Source organism: Dactylosporangium sp. CA-052675, assembly GCF_050947935.1.
In the GTDB taxonomy this organism is placed as follows: domain Bacteria; phylum Actinomycetota; class Actinomycetes; order Mycobacteriales; family Micromonosporaceae; genus Dactylosporangium.
This window is the reverse complement of the sequence record NZ_CP192010.1, coordinates 7,900,456-7,924,740: the sequence shown is the minus strand read 5'-3', so window position 1 is coordinate 7,924,740 and position 24,285 is coordinate 7,900,456. Positions and strand designations below refer to the sequence as shown.

The 24,285-nt window shown below is 72.9% G+C and carries 24 protein-coding genes and 2 riboswitches; of the genes, 13 read left to right on the top strand and 11 right to left on the bottom strand.

Going from position 1 to position 24,285, the window contains the following annotated elements; all coding sequences use genetic code 11:
* The first annotated feature begins 190 nt into the window (after window positions 1-190).
* Window positions 191-1,426 (top strand): ROK family transcriptional regulator, encoded by a 1,236-nt coding sequence (locus ACQP1P_RS35210; RefSeq protein WP_433077691.1) that lies wholly within the window; start codon window positions 191-193, stop codon window positions 1,424-1,426.
* 64 nt (window positions 1,427-1,490) lie between these two features.
* Here the strand turns inward: ACQP1P_RS35210 and ACQP1P_RS35205 are convergent, their stop codons facing one another.
* A complete protein-coding gene (locus tag ACQP1P_RS35205; RefSeq protein ID WP_433077689.1) occupies window positions 1,491-2,234 on the bottom strand; it encodes an IclR family transcriptional regulator in 744 nt (247 codons plus the stop codon).
* Between the two features lie 29 nt (window positions 2,235-2,263).
* On the opposite strand from ACQP1P_RS35205, the gene eda reads away from it, so the two are divergent.
* Together eda and ACQP1P_RS35195 are read left to right on the top strand one after the other, a co-directional pair.
* Entirely contained in the window at window positions 2,264-2,911 is a 648-nt protein-coding gene (eda, locus tag ACQP1P_RS35200; RefSeq protein WP_433077687.1) for a bifunctional 4-hydroxy-2-oxoglutarate aldolase/2-dehydro-3-deoxy-phosphogluconate aldolase, read from the top strand.
* The gene (locus ACQP1P_RS35195; protein ID WP_433077685.1) at window positions 2,908-4,014 is read left to right on the top strand and encodes a sugar kinase; all 1,107 of its coding nucleotides are present in this window, start codon (window positions 2,908-2,910) and stop codon (window positions 4,012-4,014) included. Before eda ends, ACQP1P_RS35195 begins: the two co-directional genes overlap by 4 nt.
* Here the strand turns inward: ACQP1P_RS35195 and ACQP1P_RS35190 are convergent.
* On the bottom strand, window positions 4,011-4,844 hold the full coding sequence (locus ACQP1P_RS35190; RefSeq protein WP_433077683.1) for an LLM class flavin-dependent oxidoreductase: 834 nt from the start codon (window positions 4,842-4,844) through the stop codon (window positions 4,011-4,013). The two genes, ACQP1P_RS35195 and ACQP1P_RS35190, sit on opposite strands and share 4 nt — an antisense overlap.
* 235 nt (window positions 4,845-5,079) lie before the next feature.
* Here ACQP1P_RS35190 and ACQP1P_RS35185 point away from each other — a divergent pair, with 235 nt between their 5' ends.
* From ACQP1P_RS35185 to ACQP1P_RS35170, 4 genes are all read left to right on the top strand, one after another.
* On the top strand, window positions 5,080-5,247 hold the full coding sequence (locus ACQP1P_RS35185; protein WP_433077681.1) for a hypothetical protein: 168 nt from the start codon (window positions 5,080-5,082) through the stop codon (window positions 5,245-5,247).
* A gap of 34 nt (window positions 5,248-5,281) precedes the next feature.
* Window positions 5,282-5,372: riboswitch (glycine riboswitch) on the top strand.
* Between the two features lie 4 nt (window positions 5,373-5,376).
* Window positions 5,377-5,478, top strand: a riboswitch (glycine riboswitch).
* A 38-nt stretch (window positions 5,479-5,516) separates the two neighbouring features.
* On the top strand, window positions 5,517-6,872 hold the full coding sequence (locus ACQP1P_RS35180) for an L-serine ammonia-lyase (RefSeq protein WP_433077679.1): 1,356 nt from the start codon (window positions 5,517-5,519) through the stop codon (window positions 6,870-6,872).
* Window positions 6,873-6,888: 16 nt separating this feature from the next.
* A complete protein-coding gene (locus tag ACQP1P_RS35175; protein ID WP_433077677.1) occupies window positions 6,889-9,078 on the top strand; it encodes an MMPL family transporter in 2,190 nt (729 codons plus the stop codon).
* 10 nt (window positions 9,079-9,088) lie between these two features.
* Window positions 9,089-10,321, top strand: coding sequence for a low temperature requirement protein A (locus ACQP1P_RS35170; protein WP_433077675.1), 1,233 nt, complete (start codon window positions 9,089-9,091; stop codon window positions 10,319-10,321).
* Window positions 10,322-10,417: 96 nt separating this feature from the next.
* Here the strand turns inward: ACQP1P_RS35170 and ACQP1P_RS35165 are convergent, their stop codons facing one another.
* The 3 genes from ACQP1P_RS35165 to ACQP1P_RS35155 form a co-directional block, all read right to left on the bottom strand.
* Complete coding sequence (locus tag ACQP1P_RS35165; RefSeq protein ID WP_433077673.1) at window positions 10,418-11,287, bottom strand: type 1 glutamine amidotransferase; 870 nt, start codon at window positions 11,285-11,287, stop codon at window positions 10,418-10,420.
* A gap of 98 nt (window positions 11,288-11,385) precedes the next feature.
* The gene (locus ACQP1P_RS35160) at window positions 11,386-11,832 is read right to left on the bottom strand and encodes an FMN-binding protein (protein ID WP_433077671.1); all 447 of its coding nucleotides are present in this window, start codon (window positions 11,830-11,832) and stop codon (window positions 11,386-11,388) included.
* A complete protein-coding gene (locus ACQP1P_RS35155) occupies window positions 11,829-13,193 on the bottom strand; it encodes a ferredoxin reductase family protein (protein WP_433077669.1) in 1,365 nt (454 codons plus the stop codon). Before ACQP1P_RS35155 ends, ACQP1P_RS35160 begins: the two co-directional genes overlap by 4 nt.
* 109 nt (window positions 13,194-13,302) lie before the next feature.
* Here ACQP1P_RS35155 and ACQP1P_RS35150 point away from each other — a divergent pair, with 109 nt between their 5' ends.
* Complete coding sequence (locus ACQP1P_RS35150; protein ID WP_433077667.1) at window positions 13,303-14,871, top strand: methyl-accepting chemotaxis protein; 1,569 nt, start codon at window positions 13,303-13,305, stop codon at window positions 14,869-14,871.
* A 9-nt stretch (window positions 14,872-14,880) separates the two neighbouring features.
* Window positions 14,881-15,369: a DinB family protein gene (locus ACQP1P_RS35145; RefSeq protein ID WP_433077666.1), complete on the top strand. Its 489-nt coding sequence runs from the start codon at window positions 14,881-14,883 to the stop codon at window positions 15,367-15,369.
* Between the two features lie 15 nt (window positions 15,370-15,384).
* On the opposite strand, the gene ACQP1P_RS35140 is transcribed toward ACQP1P_RS35145, so the two are convergent.
* The 5 genes from ACQP1P_RS35140 to ACQP1P_RS35120 all read right to left on the bottom strand — a co-directional run bounded on the left by ACQP1P_RS35140 (window position 15,385) and on the right by ACQP1P_RS35120 (window position 19,379).
* Window positions 15,385-16,707 (bottom strand): condensation domain-containing protein, encoded by a 1,323-nt coding sequence (locus tag ACQP1P_RS35140; RefSeq protein WP_433077664.1) that lies wholly within the window; start codon window positions 16,705-16,707, stop codon window positions 15,385-15,387.
* Window positions 16,708-16,718: 11 nt separating this feature from the next.
* On the bottom strand, window positions 16,719-17,210 hold the full coding sequence (locus ACQP1P_RS35135; protein WP_433077662.1) for a hypothetical protein: 492 nt from the start codon (window positions 17,208-17,210) through the stop codon (window positions 16,719-16,721).
* A gap of 15 nt (window positions 17,211-17,225) precedes the next feature.
* The gene (locus ACQP1P_RS35130; protein WP_433077660.1) at window positions 17,226-17,864 is read right to left on the bottom strand and encodes a hypothetical protein; all 639 of its coding nucleotides are present in this window, start codon (window positions 17,862-17,864) and stop codon (window positions 17,226-17,228) included.
* Window positions 17,865-18,237: 373 nt separating this feature from the next.
* Window positions 18,238-18,450: a DUF397 domain-containing protein gene (locus ACQP1P_RS35125; protein WP_433077658.1), complete on the bottom strand. Its 213-nt coding sequence runs from the start codon at window positions 18,448-18,450 to the stop codon at window positions 18,238-18,240.
* Window positions 18,451-18,488: 38 nt separating this feature from the next.
* Entirely contained in the window at window positions 18,489-19,379 is an 891-nt protein-coding gene (locus ACQP1P_RS35120; RefSeq protein WP_433077656.1) for a helix-turn-helix domain-containing protein, read from the bottom strand.
* 157 nt (window positions 19,380-19,536) lie between these two features.
* On the opposite strand from ACQP1P_RS35120, the gene ACQP1P_RS35115 reads away from it, so the two are divergent.
* Genes ACQP1P_RS35115 through ACQP1P_RS35105 form a run of 3 tightly spaced genes read left to right on the top strand, consistent with a single transcriptional unit; the run spans window position 19,537 to window position 22,403 of the window.
* Window positions 19,537-20,175: a GOLPH3/VPS74 family protein gene (locus tag ACQP1P_RS35115; RefSeq protein WP_350624973.1), complete on the top strand. Its 639-nt coding sequence runs from the start codon at window positions 19,537-19,539 to the stop codon at window positions 20,173-20,175.
* A gap of 37 nt (window positions 20,176-20,212) precedes the next feature.
* A complete protein-coding gene (locus ACQP1P_RS35110) occupies window positions 20,213-21,739 on the top strand; it encodes an APC family permease (protein WP_433077654.1) in 1,527 nt (508 codons plus the stop codon).
* Window positions 21,740-21,788: 49 nt separating this feature from the next.
* On the top strand, window positions 21,789-22,403 hold the full coding sequence (locus tag ACQP1P_RS35105) for a GNAT family N-acetyltransferase (protein WP_433077653.1): 615 nt from the start codon (window positions 21,789-21,791) through the stop codon (window positions 22,401-22,403).
* Between the two features lie 8 nt (window positions 22,404-22,411).
* Here the strand turns inward: ACQP1P_RS35105 and ACQP1P_RS35100 are convergent, their stop codons facing one another.
* Window positions 22,412-22,957: a hypothetical protein gene (locus ACQP1P_RS35100; RefSeq protein ID WP_433077651.1), complete on the bottom strand. Its 546-nt coding sequence runs from the start codon at window positions 22,955-22,957 to the stop codon at window positions 22,412-22,414.
* Window positions 22,958-23,117: 160 nt separating this feature from the next.
* Here ACQP1P_RS35100 and ACQP1P_RS35095 point away from each other — a divergent pair, with 160 nt between their 5' ends.
* Window positions 23,118-24,257, top strand: coding sequence for a type III PLP-dependent enzyme (locus tag ACQP1P_RS35095; protein ID WP_433077649.1), 1,140 nt, complete (start codon window positions 23,118-23,120; stop codon window positions 24,255-24,257).
* Window positions 24,258-24,285: the final 28 nt, after the last annotated feature.

The following is a 24,285-nucleotide window of genomic DNA, read 5'->3' as shown; positions in this document are numbered from 1 at the left end:
AGTCCTGCCGATCGTTTCTTGGTAACAATCCGGCAATGATCTAGTGCCGTGTTCGCCATCGCAGCGGCCGGGGAAGCGCTCTCACGTGTCCGGGGCGTTAGCTGCGCGTGTCGGACTCTAAATCCAATTGCTTTACTAAGTCAATGGCGCAGGGCATCATGTAGGTAACGGTACGTAGGCGGGAGGCTGGGTGCGGCAAGTCGGGACAAATCTCCCCAAGGTCGGCCAGTACAACCGGGCGGTGGTGCTGGACCAGATCCAGCTGGCCGACGGGACGAGTCGCGTGGAGATCGCGGAGCACACCGGCCTGACGCCGCAGACGGTCTCCGGCATCGTGCGCCGGCTGATCGACGAGGGGATCGTGCGCGAGGACGGCGCGCGCTCGTCCAGCGGCGGCAAGCCGCGCACCGTGCTGCGCATCAACGCCGACGCCGGGCGGGCCGTGGGGCTGCACTTCGACCCGGTCGAGCTGGCCTGTGTCGTGGTCGACCTGCTGGGCCGGCCGCTGGTCACCGCCCGCCGCCCGACCCCCGCCGACATGGATCCGGTCAAGGTTACGGCGGCGATGGCCGAGCTCGTGGGCGAGGTGCTGCACGAGGCCGGGGTCGAGCGCGAGCGCGTGCTCGGCGTCGGGCTGGCCGCCCCGGGCCCGATCGACCAGTCGCTCGGCGAGGTCATCTCGCCGCCGCAGCTGTCGGACTGGACCCGGGTGCCGCTCAAGCAGATGGTCGCCGACGCCACCGGGCTGCCGGTCACGCTGGACAACGACGCGACCGCCGCGGCGATCGGGGAGCGCTGGGCGGGGGCCGGGCGGGGGGTCGCGAACTTCGCGTACTTCTTCCTCGGCACCGGCGTCGGCGGCGGTCTCGTGCTCGGCCACCAGGTCCACCGGGGCGGCTCCATGAACGCGGCCGAGTTCGGGCACACCTCGGTCACGGAGAGTGGCCCCGACTGCTACTGCGGCAACCGCGGCTGCCTCGAAAGCCTCATCAACCCGGCGGCACTCGTCGCCGACGCCCACCGGCGGCTCGCGGCCGGCGGTGAGAGCGCTCTCACGAAGGCCTTCCGGAGATCACCGTCCACTGTGGACCACGGGGCCCTCTGCCGGGCCGCCGCCGCGGGGGACGCGCTCGCCGAGGGGGTGATCGGCCGGGCCGCCGAGCGCCTCGCCGCGGTGGCCGTCAACGTGGTGAACATCGTCGATGTCGAGCTGATCATCGTCGGCGGGCACGGCATCCGGCACGTCGAGTCGCAGTTCCGCACCGCGGTGGTACGGGCGCTGGGGGAGCGGGCCATCGCCCGGCGCATCCGCACCGTGGACGTGGCCCTGTCCCCGCTGGGCGACGACGCGGCCGTGATCGGCGGCGCGGCGCTGGTGCTGCACTCGACGTATTCGCCCCAGGTCTCGGCCCTGCTGGCCGGCTAGGGCGGGCTGGCCGGTCAGAGCGGGCCGGCCGGTCAGAGCGGGCCGGCCGGAGCGGGTCGGCGGGCTAGAGGAAGCGCCGCGCGCTGGAAGCCTTCTGCACGGCCTCGGCCAGGGCGGCGGCGACCTCGTCCACTGTGGACGACGACACGCGGGTGCGCGGGATCGACAGGCTGATCGCGTCCGCCGCCGGCTCGCGCATCGGCACCACGCGGGCCACGCACACGATGCCCTCGGTGTTCTCCTCGCGGTCGACCGCGTAGCCGAGCGCCCGGATCGACGCCAGCTCGGCCCGCAGCGCGGCCCGGTCGGTGATCGTGTGCGGGGTCAGGGCCGGCAGCGGGTCGGGCAACAGCGCGTCGACCTCCTCCGGGACGCGCGCGGCCAGCAGCGCCTTGCCCAGCGCCGTGGCGTGGGCGGGCAGGCGGCGGCCGATCGCCGAGTAGAGGCGCAGGGGGTGCGCCGACTCCCGCTTCGCCACGTAGGTGATGTCCGCGCCGTCCAGGCGCCCCAGGTGGGTCGTCTCCCCGAAGCGGGCGGCGAGATCGTCGAGGATGCCGGCGAGCAGGCCCACGGTGTCGTCGGCGTCGAGATAGGCCGCGCCGACCTGCAGGGCCCGCAGCCCGAGCCGGAACCGGGTCTGCGTCGTCTCGATCCAGCCGCGGGCCGCCATCGTGCGCAGGATGCCGTGCAGGCTGCTCTTCGGGATGTCGAGGGCGCGCGTGAGCTCCGACAGCGTCGACGGGCCGCCGGTCGCCAGGGCCTCCAGGATGTCGAGGGTTCGGTCGGCGGACTTGACGGGAGTGGTCACGCGGCCTCCGGTGCACTATGGTCACATGTGTGACCGACGTTCATCATACTGAACAACACCCCGTTGTCGAAACCATCGCGGCCGGGAGGATCGTGCCCGTCGTCGTGCTCGAGGACGCCGCGGACGCCGCCGCCCTGGCCGACGCCCTCGTCGCCGGCGGCCTGGGCTGTGCCGAGGTGACGTTGCGGACCCCGGCCGCGGCCGACGCCATCCGGGCCATGGCCGAGCGCCCCGGCATGCTCGTGGGCGCGGGCACCGTGCTCAGCGCCGCCCAGGTGGACCGGGCCGTCGAGGCGGGCGCGAAGTTCGTCGTGAGCCCCGGCTTCAGCGCGTCCGTGGTGGCGCGCTGCCAGGAGCACGGCGTGCCGGTGTTCCCCGGCGTCGCCTCGCCGTCGGAGATCATGCAGGCCCTGGACGCCGGCCTGGACACCGTGAAGTTCTTCCCCGCCGAGCAGCTGGGTGGCGTACCGATGGTGAAGGCCCTGTCGGCCCCCTTCCGCACCGTCCGGTTCATCCCCACCGGCGGCGTCAACACCGCCAACCTCGCCGACTACCTCGCGGTCAAGTCGGTGCTGGCCGTGGGCGGGACCTGGATGGTGGCGCCCGAGCTGCTGGCCGCCCGCGACTGGGCCGCCGTCACCAGCCGCACCCGAGAAGCATTGGAGCAGGCCCGATGATCACCGTTCGGCCGGCCGCCGAGTGCCGCTACGACCTCGTCTCGCTCGGCGAGGTCATGCTCCGCCTCGATCCGGGCGAGGGCCGCATCCGCACCGCCCGGCAGTTCCGCGCGTGGGAGGGCGGCGGGGAGTACAACGTGGCCCGCGGGCTGCGCCGCTGCTTCGGGCTGCGCACCGGGCTCGTCTCCGCGTTCGCCGACAACGACGTGGGCCGGCTCCTCGAGGACCTGATCCTGCAGGGCGGCGTGGACACGACGTTCGTGCGCTGGGTGCCGTACGACGGGATCGGCCGGACGGTCCGCAACGGCCTCAACTTCACCGAGCGCGGGTTCGGGGTGCGCGGCGCCGTCGGCGTCTCCGACCGCGGGCACACCGCGGCCGGCCAGCTGCGCGCCGGCGACGTGGACTGGGAGCACCTCTTCGGCGAGCTGGGCGTGCGCTGGCTGCACACGGGCGGCATCTACGCGGCCCTGTCCGAGACCACCCCGGACACGATCGAGGCCTGCCTGACCGCCGCCCGCCGGCACGGCACGGTGATCTCCTACGACCTCAACTACCGGCCGAGCCTGTGGAAGGCGATCGGCGGCCAGGAGCGGGCCCGCGAGGTGAACCGGCGGCTGGCCGGCCTCGTCGACGTGATGATCGGCAACGAGGAGGACTTCACCGCCTGCCTCGGCCTCGAGGTGCCCGGCACCGACATCCACGCGGGCGCGCTGGACTCGGCGAACTTCCGCACGATGATCGCGGCGGCGGTCGCGGCCTACCCGAACTTCCAGGTCGTCGCGACCACCCTGCGCGGGGTGCGCACCGCCACGGTGAACGACTGGGGCGCGATCGCCTGGTGGAAAACGGCGTCGGATGGGGAGTTCGCCGAGGCCACCCACCGCCCGGCCCTGGAGATCCTGGACCGGGTCGGCGGGGGCGACAGCTTCGCCTCGGGACTCATCTACGGGCTGATGACCTTTGGCGAGCTGAAGACGGCCGTCGAGTACGGCGCGGCCCACGGCGCCCTGGCCATGACCACGCCCGGCGACACTTCGATGGCGAGCCTCAAGGAGGTCGAGGCCCTGGTCGCCGGGGCCGGCGCGCGGGTGCAGCGCTAAAGCCAGGAAGCCAGGATCTCGATCTGCGCAGGGTCGTCGCCCCAGCAGTAGAGGACCAGCTCGTCGGCGCCGAAGTCGCGGTATGCGGCCACGGTGTCGGCGAGCTGCTTCGGGTCCGAGATCGGGTCGCCCCAGCCCGGGCGGCCGGTGAACGCGTAGTACGCCGCGACCGCCGAGCGGGCCCGGGCGACCGACTCCGGCGCGCCGGCCGCGGCGTTGACCTGGCAGACCAGCCGCGGGCGACCGGGCCGGCCGGCCGCGGCCCACTGCTCGTGCACGGTGCGCACGAGACCGCCGGCCCACCCCAGCGGGGCGGCACACAGGAACCCGGCGCCGTGGCGGGCGACCCGGGCCAGCGCGGGCGGCGCGAACCCGCCGACGAGCAGCGGCGGGCCGCCCGGGGTGGCGGGGGCGGGGCCGATCGGCGCGAGCGGGTACGGCGATCCGGACCAGATGGCCGCCAGGTCCGTCAGCGTCCGGTCCATGATCGCGCCGCGGCGCTCGAGCGGGACGCCCGCGGCGGCGTGGTCGTCGTCGCGGCCGCCGATGCCGACGCCGAGCCGCAGGCGCCCGCCCGACATGCGGTCCAGGGTCGCGGCCTGCTTGGCCAGCAGCGCCGTGGCGCGCAGCGGGGCGAGCAGCACCTCGGTCTGCAGCCGGATGCGGGTGGTGGCGCCGGCGAGGGTGGCCAGCGCGACGAGCGGCTCGGGGTTGTCGTAGGCGAGGCGGTCCAGCAGGGCGACGGTGGCGAAGCCGGCCGCCTCGGCGCGGCGGGCCCACTCGGGCAGGCGCGCGGGGTCGCTGACGGGCAGGCCGAGACCGATTTCCATGTGGTACTCCCAGAAGCAAGGTGGGCAGCGGACAGTGCTGTCGCCACCTCCTCCCCGCGACTGCTGCGGGGTCCCGCGCCCGTCCTGCGACGTGTCTCCGGGGCGCGGAACGCGGAGTTCCAGGCCCGACTGTACCCGCCGCGCTCGGGCACCGGCGACCTCGCCGACGGGGTGCACCCGACCCGGGCGGGCTACGACAAGCCGGCCGCGCGCTGGGCCCCCGGCCCTGGCCGCGGTGCCCGGCCCGGCCGGCGACGACGGGGCCGCGACCACGCTGCCGTCCGGCTCCTCGATCTCGCTACGGGCCACGACGGCGTGCTGCACCACGCGGTACGCCCAGGACGGCGCCGGCAGCCTGGTTGCCGACATCACGCGGGCCGTTGCCGCGCCCTGGGCCCCGTAGTACGGTCGGCCCGACAACCGCATACCGCGCTGCTCGACCCGCGACGGGAGAGTCCCACGCAATCGGGACGCCGAAGGAGCAACTCCTCCCCGGAATCTCTCAGGCCCACGTACCGCCACGGGAAGGCGACTCTGGAAAGCCGGGACGCCGCGTCCCGCGCCCACGGTGCAAACCGCCGGCCACCCCACGGGCGGCCGCGCCGGTGAAGCTCTCAGGCATTCGATGACAGAGCGGGGAGGCCCACCCGAGTCCTCGACCAGGGAGCCTCCGTGACGCTCAGCGCGTTCGACCTGTACTCCATCGGCATCGGCCCGTCCTCCTCGCACACGGTCGGGCCGATGCGCGCCGCCCGCCGCTTCGTCACCCGCCTGGCCGAGGCCGGGCACCTGCCGCGCACCGGCCGCGTCAAGGCGGAGCTCTTCGGCTCCCTCGGCGCGACCGGGCACGGCCACGGCTCGGCCCGGGCGGTCGTCCTGGGCCTGCGGGGCGAGGACCCGGCGACCGTGGACACCGGGACCGAGGTGGCGCTCGACGGGCGGATCGCGCTGCTGGGCGAGCACGAGATTGCCTTCAGCGCCGACACCGACCTGGTGCTGCACCGCCGCCGCAGCCTGCCCGAGCACCCGAACGGCATGCGCTTCACGGCGTGGACTGAGGCCGGCGAGGAGCTGCTCACCCGCACCTACTTCTCCGTCGGCGGCGGTTTCGTGGTCGGCCCGGACGGCGCGGTCGCCGAGGCCGACGTGCCGGTCAAGTTCCCGTTCACCACCGGCGCCGAGCTGCTCGCGCACTGCGAGGGCCGCTCGATCTCCGACGTGATGCTGGCCAACGAGCTGTCCTGGCGCTCGGAGGCCGAGGTCCGCGCCGGGCTGCTGCACATCTGGGCGGTCATGCAGGAGTGTGTGCGCAGCGGATGCACGCGTCCGGACGGCGTGTTGCCGGGCGGGCTCAAGGTGCGCCGACGAGCGCCACGGCTGTACAGAGATCTCTGCGAGCAATCGGATATGTCCGATCCGCTGCACGTCATGGACTGGCTCAACCTCTACGCGCTGGCCGTCAACGAGGAGAACGCGTCCGGCGGCCGGGTCGTCACCGCCCCCACCAACGGCGCGGCCGGCATCATCCCGGCCGTCCTGCACTACGCCGTGTTCCCGAAAAGCGGCCGGTCCGTCCCGGGCGCCGACGACGACGGCGTGGTGCGGTTCCTGCTCGCCGCCGCGGCCATCGGGATCATCATCAAGGGCAACGCGTCCATCTCCGGGGCCGAGGTCGGGTGCCAGGGCGAGGTCGGCTCCGCCTGCGCGATGGCCGCCGCCGGGCTCTGCGAGGTCCTCGGGGGCACGCCCGGCCAGGTCGAGAACGCCGCCGAGATCGGCCTCGAGCACAACCTCGGCCTGACCTGCGACCCGGTCGGCGGGCTGGTGCAGATCCCGTGCATCGAGCGCAACGCGATCGCGAGCGTCAAGGCGGTCAACGCGGCGCGGCTCGCGCTCAACGGCGACGGCGCGCACCACGTCACCCTCGACAAGGTCGTGCGCACCATGCGGGAGACCGGGCGGGACATGTCGGTGAAGTACAAGGAGACCGCCCGGGGAGGCCTTGCCGTCACCGTGATCGAGTGCTGATGCGAAGCTGTGCGGCATGGCACTCGGCGTGATGGCGAGGATCGGTCGGTTCTGCTTCCGGCACCGCTGGTCGGTGATCGGGGTCTGGATGGTGGTGGTCGTGCTCGGCGGCCTCACGTTCGGGCCGGTCTTCAGCGCGATCGCGGACGCGAGCAACCCCAGGCACGTCGAGTCGATCGACGGGCTGGACGCCATCGCGACCGGCAACGACTCCAGCGGCACCGTCGTCGGCCTCGTCGATCGCGTCGACCCGCAGGCCCCCGCCGTGCGCACCGCCGTCGGCGCCGCGGCCGCCGACCTGGCCGCGTCGACCGGCGTCACCGCGGTGGACACGCCGTTCTCGGTGCCGGCCGCGAAGGCCCCCGCCTACCTGGCCACCGACGGGCACGGCCTGCTGGTCGTCGCGACCCTCGCCAAGCTCGACATGGGCGAGCGCGACGCCGTGCTGGACACCCTGCGCACCCGGCTGCACCGGCTCGACGCCGAGCTGGCCGCGGCGGGCGTGCCGGACGCGACGGTCGAGGTCGGCGGCAACCCGGTGCTCAACGCCGACGTGCGCGGGGCCCAGAAGCGCGACCTCGCCCGGGCCGAGCTGGTCTCGCTGCCGCTCACCCTCATCGTGCTCGTGTTCGTCTTCGGCGGCCTGGTCGCGGCCGGCCTGCCGGTCCTCGCCGCCGTCGTGTCGGTGGCCGCGTCCATGCCGCTGCTGTGGGTGTTCAGCCGGGTCAGCGACCTCGACCAGAACGTCGTCACCGTGGTCACGCTGCTCGGGCTCGGCCTGTCGATCGACTACGGGCTGCTGCTCGTGGCCCGCTACCGGGAGGAGATCGCGGCCGGCTTCGAGCCCCCGGAGGCGATCGGCCGGGCCTGGGCGACCGCCGGGCGGACCATCTTCTTCAGCGCGCTCACCGTCGCCGCGGCCCTGTCCGGCCTCACGATGTTCTCGATCCACCAGCTCGGCGCGCTCGGCGCCGGGGGCGTGTCGATCGCCGTCGTCGCGATGCTGGCCGCGCTGACGTTCACCGCGGCGCTCATCGGCCTGTTCCACAAGCGCATCAAGCCCCGTGCGAAGAAGGCCACCGTCCAGGACGACGAGCGGGGATTCTTCGCGAGCCTGTCGCGGTTCGTCCAGCGCCGCCCGGTGCTCATCGCGCTCGGCACCACCGTGGTCCTGCTCGCCGCCGGGTCGCCGCTGCTGGGGCTCACGCTCAAGCTGCCCCGGCTCGAGGGCGTGCCGCGCAGCATCGAGTCGGCCCGCGTCGCCGACGAGCTCGGGTCGCGCTTCGGCCGCGCGTACCGGCCGGTGGTGACCGTCGTGGCCCGTACCGATGCCGCGTCGCTCGACGCGTATGCCGCCCGGTGGGCGTCCGACCCGGCCGTGGCCGGCGTGCAGCCCGCCAAGGCCGCCGGCCCGGGGGTCGCGACGGTCGATCTCGCCCTGCGCGGCGGGTCCGAGGACGACGCGGCCCAGGGGCTCGTGCACCGGCTGCGCGCCGACCGGCCCGCCGGGGTGCAGTCGTGGGTGGTCGGCGACGCCGCGATCCTGATCGACCTGGTCGGGCTCATCGTCGAGGACCTGCCCGGCGCCGTGGCGGTGACGCTCGTGGCGATGGTGCTGCTGCTGTTCGCGATGACGGGGTCACTGGTCGTGCCCGTGAAGGCCGTGCTGGCCAACGTGGTGTCCCTCGGGGCCACGTTCGGCGTGATGGTCGCGGTGTTCCAGCACGGCTGGGGATCCGGGGTCCTGCACACGCTCACCGTCGGCGGGCTGGACCCGTTCGTCGTGGTGATCGTGTTCGCCTTCGCGTTCGGGCTCTCGATGGACTACGAGGTCTTCCTGCTGGGGCGGATCAAGGAGTACGTCGAGCGCGGCGACGACACCGACACCGCCGTGCGCCGCGGCCTGCAGCACACCGGCCGGATCATCACCTCCGCCGCGCTGCTCATGGTCGTGGTCTTCGCCTGCTTCGCCGCGGCCGACCTCGGCCAGATCGAGCAGGTCGGGATCGGGCTGCTCACCGCGGTCGTGATCGACGCGACGGTGGTGCGCTGCCTGCTCGTACCGGCGACCATGACGCTCCTCGGGCGCTACAACTGGTGGGCGCCCGGCCCGCTGCGGCGCCTGCACGCGCGCATCGGCCTGCGGGAGCACGCGCTGCCCGCGGCCGCGCCCGCCCGGACCGCGGAGCCGGTCCCCGTCGATTAATGTGACGATCGTGTCCACCCCCGCAAGCGCTGAGGAACGCCACGCGACCTGGCTGGAGCTCTTCTTCGACCTCGTCATCGTCGCCGCCGTCGCCCAGCTGGCGCACCTGCTGCACGAGGGCATCACGTGGGAGAAGGTGCTGCTCTTCGGCGTGGCGTACTACGCGATGTGGAGCGTGTGGACCGCGTTCACCCTCTACGCGAACGTCACCGGCATCCGCACCCGCCAGCGGGCCATGCTGCTGGCGATGTTCGGCATCGCGGTGATGGCCGCGTCGATCCCGCTGGTCGAGCGCGACCAGCCGGCCGCGTTCGTCCTGGCGTACGTGTACTGCCGCTTCCTGAGCATCAACTCGTTCAAGCGCGAGAACCGGATCGTGACCGAGTGGCCCGGCGTGCAGCAGGCCGTCGGCGTCATCCCGTGGATCGCGTCGCTGGGCTTCGAGACCCCGGCCCGCTACTGGCTCTGGCTCGCGGGCATCGCGCTGGACCTCTTCTTCTCCATCGCCCGCTCCCGCGACCCGCAGGCCCTGCTGGCCGAGGAGCGCCGGGACCGCGAGCGCTCGCTGCGCCGCCACCACCGTGAGGCCGAGATCGCGCAGCTGGACCGGCTCGAGGCCGCGCGGCCCGACCGGCCGCACCTCGGCGAGCGCCTCGGCCTCTTCGTGATCATCGTGCTCGGTGAGGCGGTCGCCCAGCTCGTCAACGCCGCCGCCGGGGTCGAGGACTGGCGCAGCGGCCTGTGGTTCGTGGTCGTGCTCGGGTTCGGGCTGCTCGTCGCGCTGTGGTGGCTCACGCTGCGCTACGGCCCGAGCGCCGCCCCGACCTACGGCATGCGGGTGTTCACCCTGCGTCTCACCATGCCCGCGCACTACCTGACGACGGTCTCCATCGTGGTCATCGCGGCCGGCCTGGGCTCGGCCGCCGCCCACCCGCAGGGGCACGTCGAGACCGCGACGCGGCTCGTGCTGTGCACCGGCGCGACCCTGTACTTCCTGACCGCGACGGCGATCGGCGCGCGCGGCGGGGCGAGCTGGCGCTGGGTGCTGGGCTGGGGCGTGCCGTCGGTGCTGGTGTGCGTCGCGGCCGGGGTCCTCGGCGGCCCGCTGCCGGCGGCGGGGCTGCTCGGCGTGGTGCTGGCCGCCGCGCTGTGGCACATCGCGTACCGCCGCGTCACCGGGGCCTCAGCGCCCGGCCCGGACGACGACCCGGCCGAGGTCGCGCCGACCGGCGGCGAGCTCTAGCGCCGCGCCGAGGTCGTCGAGCCGCTTGTAGGGGACTGATCCGTGGCCGCCCGGGGACCTCGGGCTCCTGGACGGGGCGCACGAGCGGGCCGGGGTCTAGACGTGCAGCGCGGGCGCGGTCGGCGGGGACATGGCCGGGGCCACGTAGTAGCGCAGCCAGTTGTCCAGCAGGGTTCGCATCCGGGCGCGGATGTCCCGGTCCGCCCAGTCTAGGGACTCCAGGAAGGCCGCGTAGTCCAGGTCGGACGGGCCCAGGTGGCCCTCGGCGATCAGCTGCCGCCGCCGCACCTTGGCCAGGGCCGCCGCGACGCCCGAGGTCATCTCCGGGTGGATCTGCAGGGTGCGGGCGGTCGCGCCGATGGCCAGCGCCTCGTTGCGGTACACGCCGTAGGCCAGCTCGGTGACGGGGCCGAACTCGCTGACGGGCGGCACGTCGTAGACCGCGTCCACGTGGGACGTGAAGACGTCGAAGGAGTCCGGCAGGCCGCGGAAGAGCGGGTCCCGGCGGCCCTCGGGGGTCAGCGTCAGCGTCTCGATGCCGAAGCGGCGGCCCTGGTGCCCGACCTTGGACACGGCGCCCGCGACCTCGGCCTTGGCCTGGTGGGACCAGCAGACGTGCAGCTCCGGCACGCCTCGGCGCTGGGCCGCGGCCAGGAACTGCTTCACCCGGCGAATCCACGGCAGCTCCTCGTAGGAGGAGTGGCCCGAGCCGCCGCCGATGATGCCGTGCGCCTCGATCGTGTCAGGCAGCGCCTCGCCGTCGGCCACGTTCACGCAGTGGATCTGCTCCGGCGACAGGCGCGTCACCTCGGCGATCCAGTCGCGGTACGGCGGCAGCCCCATCTCCCGCACCGGCGCCTGCTCCTGCGTGTTGAGGAAGAGCAGGCGGCACCGCTGGCGGACGTGCAGCGGGCGCCGGGCGCCGCCGAGTCGGGCGGTGGCGCGGTGGTCGACGGTTGCCGTCATGCTGGGCATGCTCCCGAGAAGACGTCGGCGGACTTGGCCGATTGTGGAGCATAGCGTCACGGCCGCGCGTCGGTTCCCCCGAATATCGCCTCGCGGCGTCAGCCGATGCCGGCGGCGTCCAGGGCGGCCTGCAGCGAGGTCTTGTACCCCTCGCTGGTGACCGTCGCGCCCGAGACGGAGTCGATGTCCGCGCTCTGCGCCTGCAGGGCCTCAGCGCGCAGCCGGGGCAGGGCGTACGCGTTGATCTGCTGGTCCCGCCGGTTGGCCGTGGGGTAGGTGACCGCCTCGACGTCGGTGATCCGGCCGCCCTGCACGGTGATGCGCACCCGCACCGGGCCCCACCGCGTCGACGCGGTCGAGCCGTCGTAGGTCTTGCCGGCGCCGGCCGCGGTGCCGGCGCCGGCCGGGTTGCCGGAGCCGGCCGGGGTTGCCACGCCGGCCAGGGCGCCACCCGATGACGGGCGGTAACTGAACAGCAGCACGAGCGCGACGGCGGTGGATGCCAGCCAGAGCACGATGCGGCGCATCGACGAGTCCCCCGTCACCAGGTGAAGCGTTCGGTGTGCAGCCGGTCGTCGGGCACCCCGGCGGAGCGGGCCTCGCGCACGACCGTCTCCGTCCAGTCGTCGGGGCCGCAGACGTACACCTGATGCCCCGCGATCCCGGGCACGAGCCCCGGCAGCGAGGCCCCCGCGGCCGGCGCGGGCAGCCACGAGCCGGGCGCGCGCGGCCCCACCAGCGGCACCAGGCGGACCCCGCGGTGCCGGGCGAGCCAGGCGAGCTCGTCACGGAAGGCCAGGTCGGCCTCGGATCGGGCGCGGTACAGCAGTGTCGCCTCCCCGTCGGCGTAGGGCAGGTCCCAGAGCAGGGCGAGCAGCGGGGTGACGCCGATACCGCAGGCCACGAGCGTGACGGGGCCGCCGCGGTACGACTCCCCGGTCAGCCGGCCGTAGGGGCCCTCGATGAGCACCCGGGTGCCCGGCCGCAGCGCCGCGACCCGGGCACTGCCGTCGCCGAGGTCCTTGACCGTGATGCGCAGCAGGCCGGAGCGGGGCGGGCCGGACAGCGAGTACGGGTGCGCCCGCGACCAGCCCGGGCCGTCGAGGAAGCGCCACAGGAAGAACTGCCCGGCGCGCACCGGCAGCCGGTCGAGCCGCTCGCCGTGCAGGTACACCGACGTCAGCCCCGGCCCCTCGGCGCGCACCTCGCCGACCCGCAGGGCGTGGCGGTGGCTGCGCCACAGCGGGATCCCCACGCGGTAGAGCAGCACGGCCCCGGCGGCCGCGGCGTAGAGCGTCCACCAGTAGGCGCGCGCGGCGGCCGAGCCGATGAAGTCCGCGCCCGTCCACAGCTGGTGCGGCAGGGCCAGGCCGACGCCGAGGTACGCGTACAGGTGCAGCAGATGCCACGACTCGTAGCGCAGCCGGCGCCGGGCGGCCCGCAGCGACGTCACGGTCACCATCACGAGCGCGGCCGTCCCCGCCGCGGCCAGCAGCATGCCGGGGTAGCCGGTGACGAGGTCCCACAGCTCCGCGAGGGGGTTCGCCCGTCCGGCGGCGTAGCCGGGCACGACCAGCACCACGTGCAGCGCCATGAGGGTGCACGAGGTGAACCCGACCCAGCGGTGCCAGCGGGCGAGCCGGTCCTGCCCGAACGCCCGCTCCACCGCCGGAATCCGGGCCAGCAGCAGCACCTGCAGCAGCATGAGGTCGCTGGCGAGCAGCCCGAGGAGGCGGGCCGCGGCCGTGACCGCCGTCCAGCCGCCCGCGGCCAGCTCGCCCGCGCCGCCGCCGCCGACCCACAGCACGGCGACGACGAGCAGGCCGGCGGCCGCGGCGATCCCGGCGGCGTCGGCCCACCACCACGGCGTCTCGGCGCGCCGGACCGGCACGGCGTCGGTAGTCATGTGCTCAACCATCTCGAAGCTTGTTGCCCGTGTGCTGGGGCGGACCTGGGAGTTACCTGTGAGTGCGAATCGGCCACGGTGAAAGGTGAGAGGTTTTACGGTGGATCGCGTGAGTGTGAGGGTCAAGATCCTGGGGGCGATCGCCGTGGCCGCGGCGGTGGCCCTGATCGTCGGCGTCACCGGGCTGCTGGCGCTGCGCAAGGCCAGCGACGCGGCCCAGTCGATCTACAGCAGCAACCTGCTGATCATCGACTCCGTCAGCGACCTGCGCCTCGCGGTGAAGCAGGCGCGGGTCGACCTGGCCAACAACATGATCTCGCCGGACGCGGCGGCGCAGCAGCAGTACGCGGATGCCTTCGCCGCCGACGTCAAGGCGTTCGGGGTGGCGCTGGAGCAGTACCGCCGCAGCGACCCGGCCGCCGGTCAGCAGGTCGGCGACGAGCTCGAGTCGAACTGGACCGCGTACGTCCAGATCGCCACGACCACCCAGCTGGCCAACGCCAAGGCGCGCGACTTCACCGCTTGGCAGAAGACCCTCGACACGCAGATCCGCCCGATCTACGCGAAGATCAGCGACGCCCTGGACACCATGTACTCGGCCGAGAGCGCGGCCGCGGCCAAGGCCGCCGCCTCCGCCCGGTCCAGCTACCGGCACAGCCGCGACATCGCGCTCGCGGTGCTCATCGCCGGGCTCGTCGTCGCGCTCGGCGTCGGCTGGCTGGTGGCCCGCTCCATCGTGCGCTCGCTGGATCGGGTGCAGGCGGTCTGCGACGGGCTCGCGGCCGGCGACCTGACCCGCGTCGCCGGGCTCGCCTCGGGCGACGAGCCGGGCCGGATGGGGCGGGCGCTCGACTCGGCGATGGAGCGGCTGCGCACCGCCGTGTCCACGATCGACCGCTCGGCGACCGCGCTCGCCGGCGCGTCGGAGGAGATGCACTCGGTGTCGGCGTCCATCGCCTCCTCCGCCGAGGAGACCTCGGCGCAGGCCAAGGCGGTCGCGAGCGCGGCCGAGGAGGTGTCGGCCAGTGTCGGTACGGTGTCCGCCGGCAGCGAGCAGATGGGCGCCTCGATCCACGAGATCGCCCTGAACGCCTCCGAGGCGGCCCGCGTGGCCAGCGAAGCCGTCGCGGTCGCGGCCACCACCTCGGCCACCATCGGCCGGCTCGGGGACTCCTCCGCGGAGATCGGCAACGTCATCAAGGTCATCACCTCGATCGCCGAGCAGACGAACCTGCTCGCGCTCAACGCCACCATCGAGGCGGCCCGCGCCGGCGAGGCGGGCAAGGGCTTCGCGGTCGTCGCCTCCGAGGTCAAGGACCTGGCCCAGGAGACGGCCCGGGCCACCGAGGACATCTCCCGCCGGGTGCAGGCCATCCAGGCCGACAGCGCCGGCGCGGTCGCCGCGATCGAGCAGGTGTCGCAGGTCATCGCGCGGATCAGCGACTTCCAGACCACGATCGCCTCGGCGGTCGAGCAGCAGACCGCGACCACGGCCGAGATGAGCCGCAGCGTCGCCGAGGCCGCCGCCGGCTCCGGCGAGATCTCGGGCACCATCGCCGGCGTCGCGGACTCGGCCCGCCTCACGAGCGAGGGCGTCGGGCAGTCCCAGCAGGCGACGGCCGAACTGGCCCGCATGTCGACGGAGCTCAGTGCCCTGGTGGCGAACTTCCGGTACTAGTCTCGATGCGTGGAGCTCTGCGAGGAATGCGGGTTCGCGTATGACGGTGTCGCGGCGGCCGAGGTGGCGGGGCGGCTCGGCGAGTTCGCCGGGCGCTACGCCGACGCGCTCGACGGGGTGGCCGACGTGCGGCGGCGGCCCGCGCCCGGCGTGTGGTCGGCGCTGGAGTACACGTGCCATGTCCGCGACGTCCTGCGCGTGCAGCGCGAACGGCTCGACCTCGCCCTGCGCGCCGACGCGCCCGAGTTCGCGCCGATGGGGCGCGACGAGCTCGCGGAGACGGCGGCCTACAACCGGCAGGACCCCGCCGTCGTCCTCGCCGCGCTCGGGGCCGCCGCCGACCTGCTCGGCACGGCGTTCGCCGCGCTCGGGCCCGCCGAGCTCGACCGGGTCGGGATCTATCCGTGGCCCGAACCGGTCCCGCGCACGCTGCTCTGGCTCGGCCGGCACACCGTCCACGAGGGCGAGCACCACCTGATGGACATCAAGCGGCAGTAGGCGGCACCGCGGCGCTCACACCGCGGCGAACCGCATCGCCTGGGTGACGATCAGGTCCTCGATGCCGAAGAGGAACCGCTCCATGTCGGCCCGCGGGAGGATCGCGGCGTCGGCGGTCATGGCCAGCTCCAGGCTCCCCGGCGCGTCCTGGGCGTCGAGGGCGAACGTGGTGTTGTGCCGCGGCGCGTGCTCGATCGGCCAGGTCAGGGTGGTCCGCTCGCGGGCGGCGGCCAGCGGCTCGTCGGGCGCCTGGCCGTAGCCGGCGATCGGGATGAGCCCGCGCACGTCGTTGACGAAGCAGGAGTGGTCGCCGGGCGACCCGAGCCCGGCGATGTCGCGGGCCAGGGCGAGCTTGTCGTAGTAGGCGTGCCGCTGCGCCGACAGCACGGCCCCGAACGCGCGCCGGACCAGGCCCGGGAAGTCCTCGGCGGTGCCGGGCAGCAGGAGCAGGCCCTCCTGCGCGACGGTGTTCACCGCGCCCGCCATGCCGGGCAGGAAGCGGTTGTTGACCACGATCTGGAACACGGCGTCGGGCGCCCCGCCGAGCCGGGCGGCCGCCGACGCCGCGGCGGCGAGCAGCACCGCGCCGGGGTTCACCTCGAGCCCGGCCGCGACCCGGTCGAGCGACAGGGCGAGGGCGGGGGAGTTGAGCACCGCGTTCGGGAACTTCTCGGCGGCCGGGCGCCCGGCCCGCGCCGGGAACTGGCTCGCCGGGCCCTTGGCGAGCTTCTCCAGCCACGAGCGGCGGGCGGCGGCGTCGCGGCGGCGGCCCTTGTCCGAGGTCTGGAACGCGGCCTCGTCGAGCGGCTGGGCCGGCTCCTCACCGGCGAGCGGGCGCCCGGCGGCGAGCGCGGCCGCGTCGGCGAGCAGGTTGCGCAGGCCCCAGCCGTCCGAGGCGGTGTGGGACAGGGACAGGATGAGGTACCCCGCGCGCCCGCCCGCCGTGACGACCCCGGCCCGCACCGGCAGCTGCCGCTCGGCGTCGAACGGGATCGCCTGCAGCTCGTGGTAGAAGGCGTAGGCGGTCCCGGTGACGTCGGCCGGCTCGGACTCGCGCACGTGCAGCGCCACCGCGCCCTCGGCGTGCACGTCCTGCTCGAGCCGGTCGCCGTCCCAGCGCAGCGTGGTGCGCAGCGAGTCGTGCCGCAGCAGCAGTTCCCGGACGACCGCCGCGAGCCGGTCCATCGGCAGCGGCGGGTCCAGGGGCAGCCCGCCGCTCACGTTGTACCGCGCCGCGTCGTCGCCGAGCCGGCGCACCACATCCCAGATCGCGCTCTGTCCCCAGGTGGCCGGGCCGGTGCCGGACCGTCCCCCGGCGAAGGCGATCTGCTGCTCCACGCCGAGCAGTCTCACGGATCGGCGCGGGGCTTGTCGACGCGGGGCCCGTCGCCATATACCGGTCGTCGACTCATGCCACTCCGTGATCTTCGAGCCTCGGGATCGTCGGCGGCGACGCGGAGCACCACGTCGTCGGCCGCGTCGGCCTGCGCCTTCGGCCCGGCCTCGTCCCAGTGCAGCACCAGGGCCCTCGTCGAGCCCGGCGTCTTGTCGCAGGCCTCGGCGCGGTCGGCGACGTCCTCGAAGCGCTCCAGCACCGTCCGGGCCGTGTCCCTGTCGGTGTCCCTGTCGGTGTCCCCGTCGGTGTCCCTGTCGGTGCAGGGCCGCGGCCGGGCGTCGCGGCCCTCGCCGCCGGTGAGGCAGTCGCCCTGCTTCGCGGTGTTGGGCGATCCCTGCGGGTCGGTGTGCTTCGGCGTCAGGCAGAAACCGGTCCCCGTCGGTGACCAGCTGCCGGTCCGCGCCGGGGACGGCCCGGCGGTGTGCCGGGTGCCCCGGACGGGCACCCGGCACCGGGCCGGTCAGCGCATGGGCATGGGGTTGCGCGACGGCGCCGGGGCGCGCTTGACCCGGGCGGGCCGCACCGGGGTCGCGGCCCGCAGGAGGTGGGCGATGCCGGTGCTGCGCACGGCCACCGCGGTCCTCGTCAGCGCCGCGGCCTCCGCGCGCAGGTGCGTTGCCGTGCGGGAGCGGGACTCCAGGAGCACGGCCAGATGCTCCAGCGCCACGGCCAGCCGTCCGGCGACTTCGGGAGCGTGGCGGCGCCGGCGGCGCTCGCACTCCACGAGCTCCTCGGCCACGGCCAGGGCCGCGTCGCCCCGGCCGGCCGCGGACAGGGACAGGGACGCGGCCAGCAGGTCCCAGTCGGGGCCGTCGTGGTCGGCGGCCCGGCGGTTGCGGCCGCCCTCGAGCAGTCCGGCGACGTCGCCGGACGCGACGGCGTCGGACTCGGCCCAGCGCCGCAGGGTCGTCGCGGCCTCCTCGATGAGGGCCGCGTGCGGGGCGCCGGGGGCGAAGCCGTCCACGAGGTCGCCCAGGGCCCGGGCGAGCCGCGGTGCGTGGACGGCGGGGTTGGAGAGGGTGAGGATTCGGTACGCCTGGACACGCTCGTACGGGCGGGGGTGGTCCTGCAGGAGCACCACTCGGGCCCACGTCACCATGCCGGGATCGACCAACGCATACCTCCGCGCTCGTTCGTGAGCCGCGAGCGTATGCCGGTGAACGCGCAGGTCAACAGGGCTTTTCGGCCGAGTGATCCCGATCGTTGCGTGCGGTACGATGAGGACAGTTCTACCCCTGAGCGACCCGTCTCTGGTGGTTGGGCAGAAATCGCAGATGCTGCGAAACGGCGTGCTGGGCTTCCGCCGGGACAAGCAATAGCATCGATGCGTTCGATTGCTGAGGACCGATGCAGAACGCATCGGCCCCCGCAATGCGCCGTCAGGCGTCTCGGCTCGACATCAGGGCACGGCGACGTGCCCTTGCATACTGCAGTGACGGTGTTGGCAGCACCGGCGCTGATGTGACCTGTCGTTAGTGGGCGGAATCGAAGCGACCGTGCTTCGTGCCGTCCACGAACGATTTCCAATCCGTGGGCGTGAATTGCAGCACGGGGCCCGCGGAGTTCTTGCTGTCCCGGACGCCGATGCTTGTGCCGGCGACCGCGACCTCCACGCAATTGGCGCCGCCGTTGCCGTTGCTGCGGCTGCTCTTACGCCAGGCCGCATGCTGAAAACTCGTAGCCATGCATCGCACACCTCCCTTCTTGACGGACTCCTCGGCCGTCAGAGGTCGTCGAGCAGGCGCTGGATCATGCCGGTCGACTCCTCCGGCGTGAGTGCTCTGGTGCTGAGGCGCTCGAACTCGACCCGATAACGCTTGACCTCTGCAGGCTGCTCCTCGTAGTAGTCCCCGGCAAGTCCTTCGAGGTACACGACATCCAGGTGGGCGACGTCAGGGAACTCCAGCAGTGCGACCGAACCGCCCAGGAACGCGTGCTCGCCGGCGGTGTACGGCAGGACCTGCAGCGTGACGTTGGGCTGCTCGGCGACCTCGATGAGGCGCCTCCACTGGCCGGCCATGACCTCCGCGCCGCCGATCATCCGGCGCACCACCGACTCGTCCACGATCGCCCACAGGGTCAGCGGCGAGGGCCCGGTCAGGCGGCGCTGCCTGGTCCTGCGCAGCTCGACGCGGCGGTCGTTGGCGGCCTGCGGGTCGTGGCTGCGGCCGCTGCCGAACAGCGCGCGCATGTAGGGCTCGCTCTGCAGCAACCCGGGCAGCACGATGGGCTCCCAGACCTTCGCGGAGGAGGCGTCGGCCTCCATCCCGACGAAGTTGCCCGGGCGCATGACGTCCTTGTAGTCGGTCCACCAGCCACGCTGACGGGCGAGCCGGGCCAGGGTCATGAGGGCGTCGCGGTACTCGCTGTCGGCCACCCCGTACAGCGTCAGGAGATCGTTGACGTCCCGCGGGGTGACCGGAACGCGCGCGTTCTCGATCCGGGTGACCTTGGCCGAGTGCCACTCGAACTGCCGGGAGACCGCCTCCTGGGTGAACCCCGCGTCCTCGCGGCATTTCTTCAGCTCGGCGGCGAGCCGGCGACGGCGCAGTGTTGGCCCCTCATCGATCGCCGTCGGCAGGTCATCGGGTGTTCTCGTGGTGTCCGTCTGCACGCTGGTGATCCTAAACAATGTGGCGTTCGCCGATACTCCGAGTCTAGTACTCGTTGCACTACGCGCAGTGCTTGGTACATGATGCTGGGGACATCGAGGATGAACCTCCATTCATTCATGATCTCCTTTTGCCTAGTGCCGGGGAGCGTGATTTGTCGTGCTTGCCAACAGCTACTACCTCATTGCCCACGACGATCGGACCGGCCGTTCCCGGCTGCACCCAAGGGCGACCGGGCTCGGCCTCGCGGCGGGGCTGCTCGGCGAGCTGATGCTCTTCGGCCGGCTGCGCGCCATGACGGGCGACCTCTACGTGGTCAGCCACGAACCACCGGGCGACTCGCTCTCCCACACGCTGCTCGACCTGCTCGTGGCCCAGCCGCAGCACAAGGAGATCCGCACCTGGCTGGCGTATCTCTCGCAGGACGCGGCCGACCAGGTCGGTGAGCGGCTGCTGCGGGCGGGCGTGGTCGAGCCCGTCACCAAGCGGAAGCTGCTGTCCGCCCAGACCCTCTACATGCCGGTCAGCCCCGACCAGCGCAACGCGGCGGCCTGGGAGTCCATCCGCCTCGCCGAGGCGCTCGGCCGGCGGCGGTCGATGAACCTCTCCGACCGCGTGCTCGTGGCACTGGTCGTGGCGACCGGACTGACCCGCTACGTGTTCTTCAGCCCCCAGCAGCAGCGCGACTGCATGCAGGCGATGCCGGGGATCCTCAGCTCGCTCCCGGACGACCTCGTCCAGCTCGTGCAGTACACCGAGGCCGCGGTGGGCTCAGCCCTCGCCGCCGGTCGCCGGTGAGCCCAGGCGACGTCCCGCTCAAGGAGAGACGAAGACTATGGCGCGTACGACCCTGACCGGGCCCGACATCGTCGCGCGCGGGCTGGCCAACAACCGGCTCGGCGTGCCGTCGGTGGTGTTCTTCGGCGTCGCCGGAGCCGCCCCGCTGACGGTGATCCTCGGCTCGATCTCGACGATCTACGCCGTCGTCGGCAACACCGCCGTTCCCCTCGTGTACTTCGTGGCCGCCGCCATCCTGTCCCTGTTCACGGTCGGCTTCGTGGCCATGAGCCGGCACATCGTCAACTCCGGCGCCTTCTACAGCTACATCAGCCACGGGCTGGGCCGCATGGTCGGGGTCGCGGCGGCGTTCATCGCGCTGCCCGCCTACGCCGCCATGCAGATCGGCCTGCTCGGCCTGTTCGGGGTGGTCGCCTCGGGCATCCTCGCGGCCAGCGGGGTGCAGGCGAGCTGGTTCGTGTGCGCGATCGTGGGCTGGTTCCTCGTGGCCATCCTCGGCGTGCTGTGGGTGGACCTGAGCGGCAAGGTCCTCGCGGTGCTGCTCACCGTCGAGATCGCCATCGTGCTCATCTACGACTTCGTGATGCTGGCCCACCCGCACGGCGGCCGGACCGACTTCGGCCCGCTCGACCCGCAGCAGCTGGCCACCCCCGAGGTGGTCGCGATGCTGGTGCTGGCGATCGCGGGCTTCGTCGGCTTCGAGGCCACCGTCGTGCTCTCCGAGGAGGCCAAGGACCCGAAGCGGACCATCGGGCGGGCGACCCACTGGGCCGTGATCCTGCCCGGCCTGCTGTGCGGGGTCTCCGCGTTCGCGATGTCGACCAACGCCGGCGACATCGTGGGCGCCGCGCGGGCCGACACCACGAACCTGGTGTTCAACCTGGTCACGCCGTACGTCCCCGAGGCACTGGTCAACATCGGCTACATCCTGTTCCTGACCAGCGTGTTCGCCGCGATGCTGGCCTTCCATACCTCGGTGACCCGATACCAGTTCGCCCTCGGCCGCGAGCGCGTGCTCCCGCGGATCTACGGCTTCGCGCACCCCCGCACCGGCGCGCCGATCGCGGGCTCGGTGACCCAGAGCGTCATCGCGCTCGTCGTGCTGATGCTGTACTTCCTGACGCACACCGACCCGCTCGTGCACCTGTTCGCGTGGATGACCGTCGTCGGCGGCCTCGGCGTGCTGATCCTCATGTGGGCCACGTCGGCCGCGGTGATCGGCTTCTTCCTGCGCAACCGGCGCCGGGAGAACGTCTGGCGCGCCCGCATCGCCCCGATCATGGCGTTCCTGCTGCTGTCCATCGTGCTCGCGGCGACCGTGATCGGGCTCGGGCAGCTGCTGCAGGTGCCGGCCGACTCGCCGTTCAACTGGCTGTTCCCCACGATCTACGCACTCTGCGCCCTCTTCGGCATCGGCTGGGCCGCGATCATGCGCGGCTCGCGGCCGGATGCCTACGCCGGGATCGGCCGCGGCACCGAGGGTTTCGTGGCGGCGGAAAGCGTCTTCGGCCGGCCCACGAGGCCGCACCGGGTCACCGCCGACGTCGCGCACCACGCGGCCTAGCACCGTCCACTGTGGATATCTCGGCCGTACGTCTCGGGAGAGGATGCACATGACGCACGCCATCGCGGACGTGGTCGTCCGCGACATCGATCCGGTGGGCCCCGAGGAGGTCACCGAGGTCCTCGTGAAGGCGATGAGCGACGGCGCGGTCGCGCGCTGGCTCATGCCGGACGACGGTCTGCGGCGCGAGTCGAGCCCGGAGTACTTCGCGATCTTCGCCGAGCACGCGCTGCGCCACGGCGAGGTGTACGCCAGCGTCGACCCCATCGACGGCAAGCTGTCGGGGGTCGCGCTGTGGTTCCCGCTGACCCGGGCCATCCCGCCGCCGGTCGACTACGACAGCCGGCTCAAGGAGGTCGCCGGCCCCGCGTTCGACCGCATCTGCGAGCTGGACGCGGCGCTGGAGGCCGAGCACCCGCTCGGGCCGCACCACTATCTGGCCTTCGTGGCGGTGCGGCCCGACCGGCAGAACCTCGGCATCGGCAGCGCGCTGCTCGCGAGGCACCACGCGCGGCTCGATCGGGCCGGCCTCCCGGCATACCTGGAGGCCAACGACCCTCGCAACCGCGAGCTGTACCTTCGCCACGGCTACCGGAGCCGCCCGCCGGTGCTGCTGCCGGACGGGCCGCCCGTGTGGCCGATGTGGCGCGAGCCGTTGCTCTAGGGCCTGGTTCAGGCCGACGGGAACTCGTAGAGCCAGTACTGCTGTTCGTCCATCTTCTGCGCCTTCACGTCGCCCGAGAGCCGGTGCAGCATCAGCCGGACGACGCGGGACATGTGACGCACCTCGTCGGTGCGGGAGCAGAAGTCGAGTGCGATGAGGCCGTTCTGCGCGGCCGCGGTCAAATACATCTGCGTGACCAGTTCGCCGAAGGCGGTGGCCGCCCGGGCGTCGGCCTGGGTGGCCACGAAGCCGCAGTACCAGATGCGCCCCTCGCGGTAGTGCTCCGGCCAGCGGCGCTCGAAGTACGGCGGCGAGATCAGGGGCACCGCGTCGAGGTGGTTGGTGTAGATCGACATGCCCCGGACCGTGTCGTCGTCGTCCAGGCACAGGTACTTGTCGACCCGGGGGTCGTCCATCACGGCGTCGAACTCGTTGCGGTACATCAGGTGGCGCTGCACCGCCAGCGCGTTGAGCTCGGCGAATGCCTCCGAGTAGAGTCTCCAGGCCTCTTCTCGCAGCTCGCCCTGCACCAGATCGACAATCTTGACGTTCATGTCGAGCACTCCGATCGCCGTCGGCTGGGCACGTCGTTGGCCCCGTGAACTGGAGTCGATCAACTTTTTTCGATCGATTGTGTATTGAGAGTAGTCCAAGAGTCACGTTGTGCAATATGGTGCTCTCAATCCGTCGCCATCTGCGATCTCGGGAGGGTCCATGGACCGCCTCGACGCCTTCCCGCCGTCCCCCGAGCTCGTCATCGACCTCGATCGGGTGGCCGCCGCCTACCGCGGGTTCGCCGCCGCGCTGCCCGGCGTGGACGTGCACTACGCGATGAAGTGCAACCCGCACCCGGAGATCCTCGCCCTGCTGCACGCCCTCGGGGGCCGCTTCGAGATCGCCTCCGCCGCCGAGCTCGACGCCCTCGCCGGCATCGGGGCGGACCCGGGGCTGGTGCTGTCGAGCAACCCGGTCAAGCCGCTCGCGCACATCGCCCGGCAGTCCGCGGCCGGCGTGTGGCGCTTCGCCGCCGACTCCGAGGACGAGCTGGACAAGCTCGCCGTCGCCGCGCCCGGCGCCGCCGTCCTGGTGCGCCTGGCCGCGCACCAGATCCGCAGCGGCGTGCCCAGCGAGGGCAAGTTCGGCGTCGACGCCCGGCACGCCGTGGCCCTCATGCTCGCCGCGCGCGAGCGCGGGCTGCGCCCCTACGGGGTCGCCTTCCACGTCGGCTCGCAGATGCTGCTGCCGCACGCCTGGCGGGCGCCGCTGCGGGCCGTCGGGTACGTGATGTACGAATTGGCGGCCGAAAATGTCTTTTTGCACATGGTGAACCTCGGCGGCGGCTTTCCCGCCCGGTACGCCGGAAAGATTCCGCCCCTGGCCGACTACGGCGCGACCATCGGCGCCGGGCTGGCCGAGCTGCCGTATCCGGTGCAGGCCGTCTGTGAGCCGGGCCGGGCGCTCGTGGCCGAGGCCGGGCGGCTGCGCACGACCGTGATCGGCACCGCGGTGCGGGGCGGCCGGCGCTGGGCGCACCTCGACGTGGGCGCGTTCAACGGGCTCATGGAGAGCCTGGAGACCGGCAACCAGCTGCGCTTCCCCGTCTCCGACTCGCGCGGTGGCGCGACCCGCGACCGGTTCCACCTCACCGGGCCGACCTGCGACAGCCAGGACACGATCATGTTCGACGTCGAGCTGTCCGCCGATCTGCGCGCCGGCGACCAGGTATATCTCGGCAGCGCGGGGGCGTACACCACGGTCTATGCATCCAGATTTAACGGGTTCGATGCTCCCGCGGTGCGTTGCGTGACTGGTGTGGCCATTGAAACCAGTGATGACGCTGCGTACTGTGGTTGACGCGCACGGTTTTTGTGATCTTCCCCGT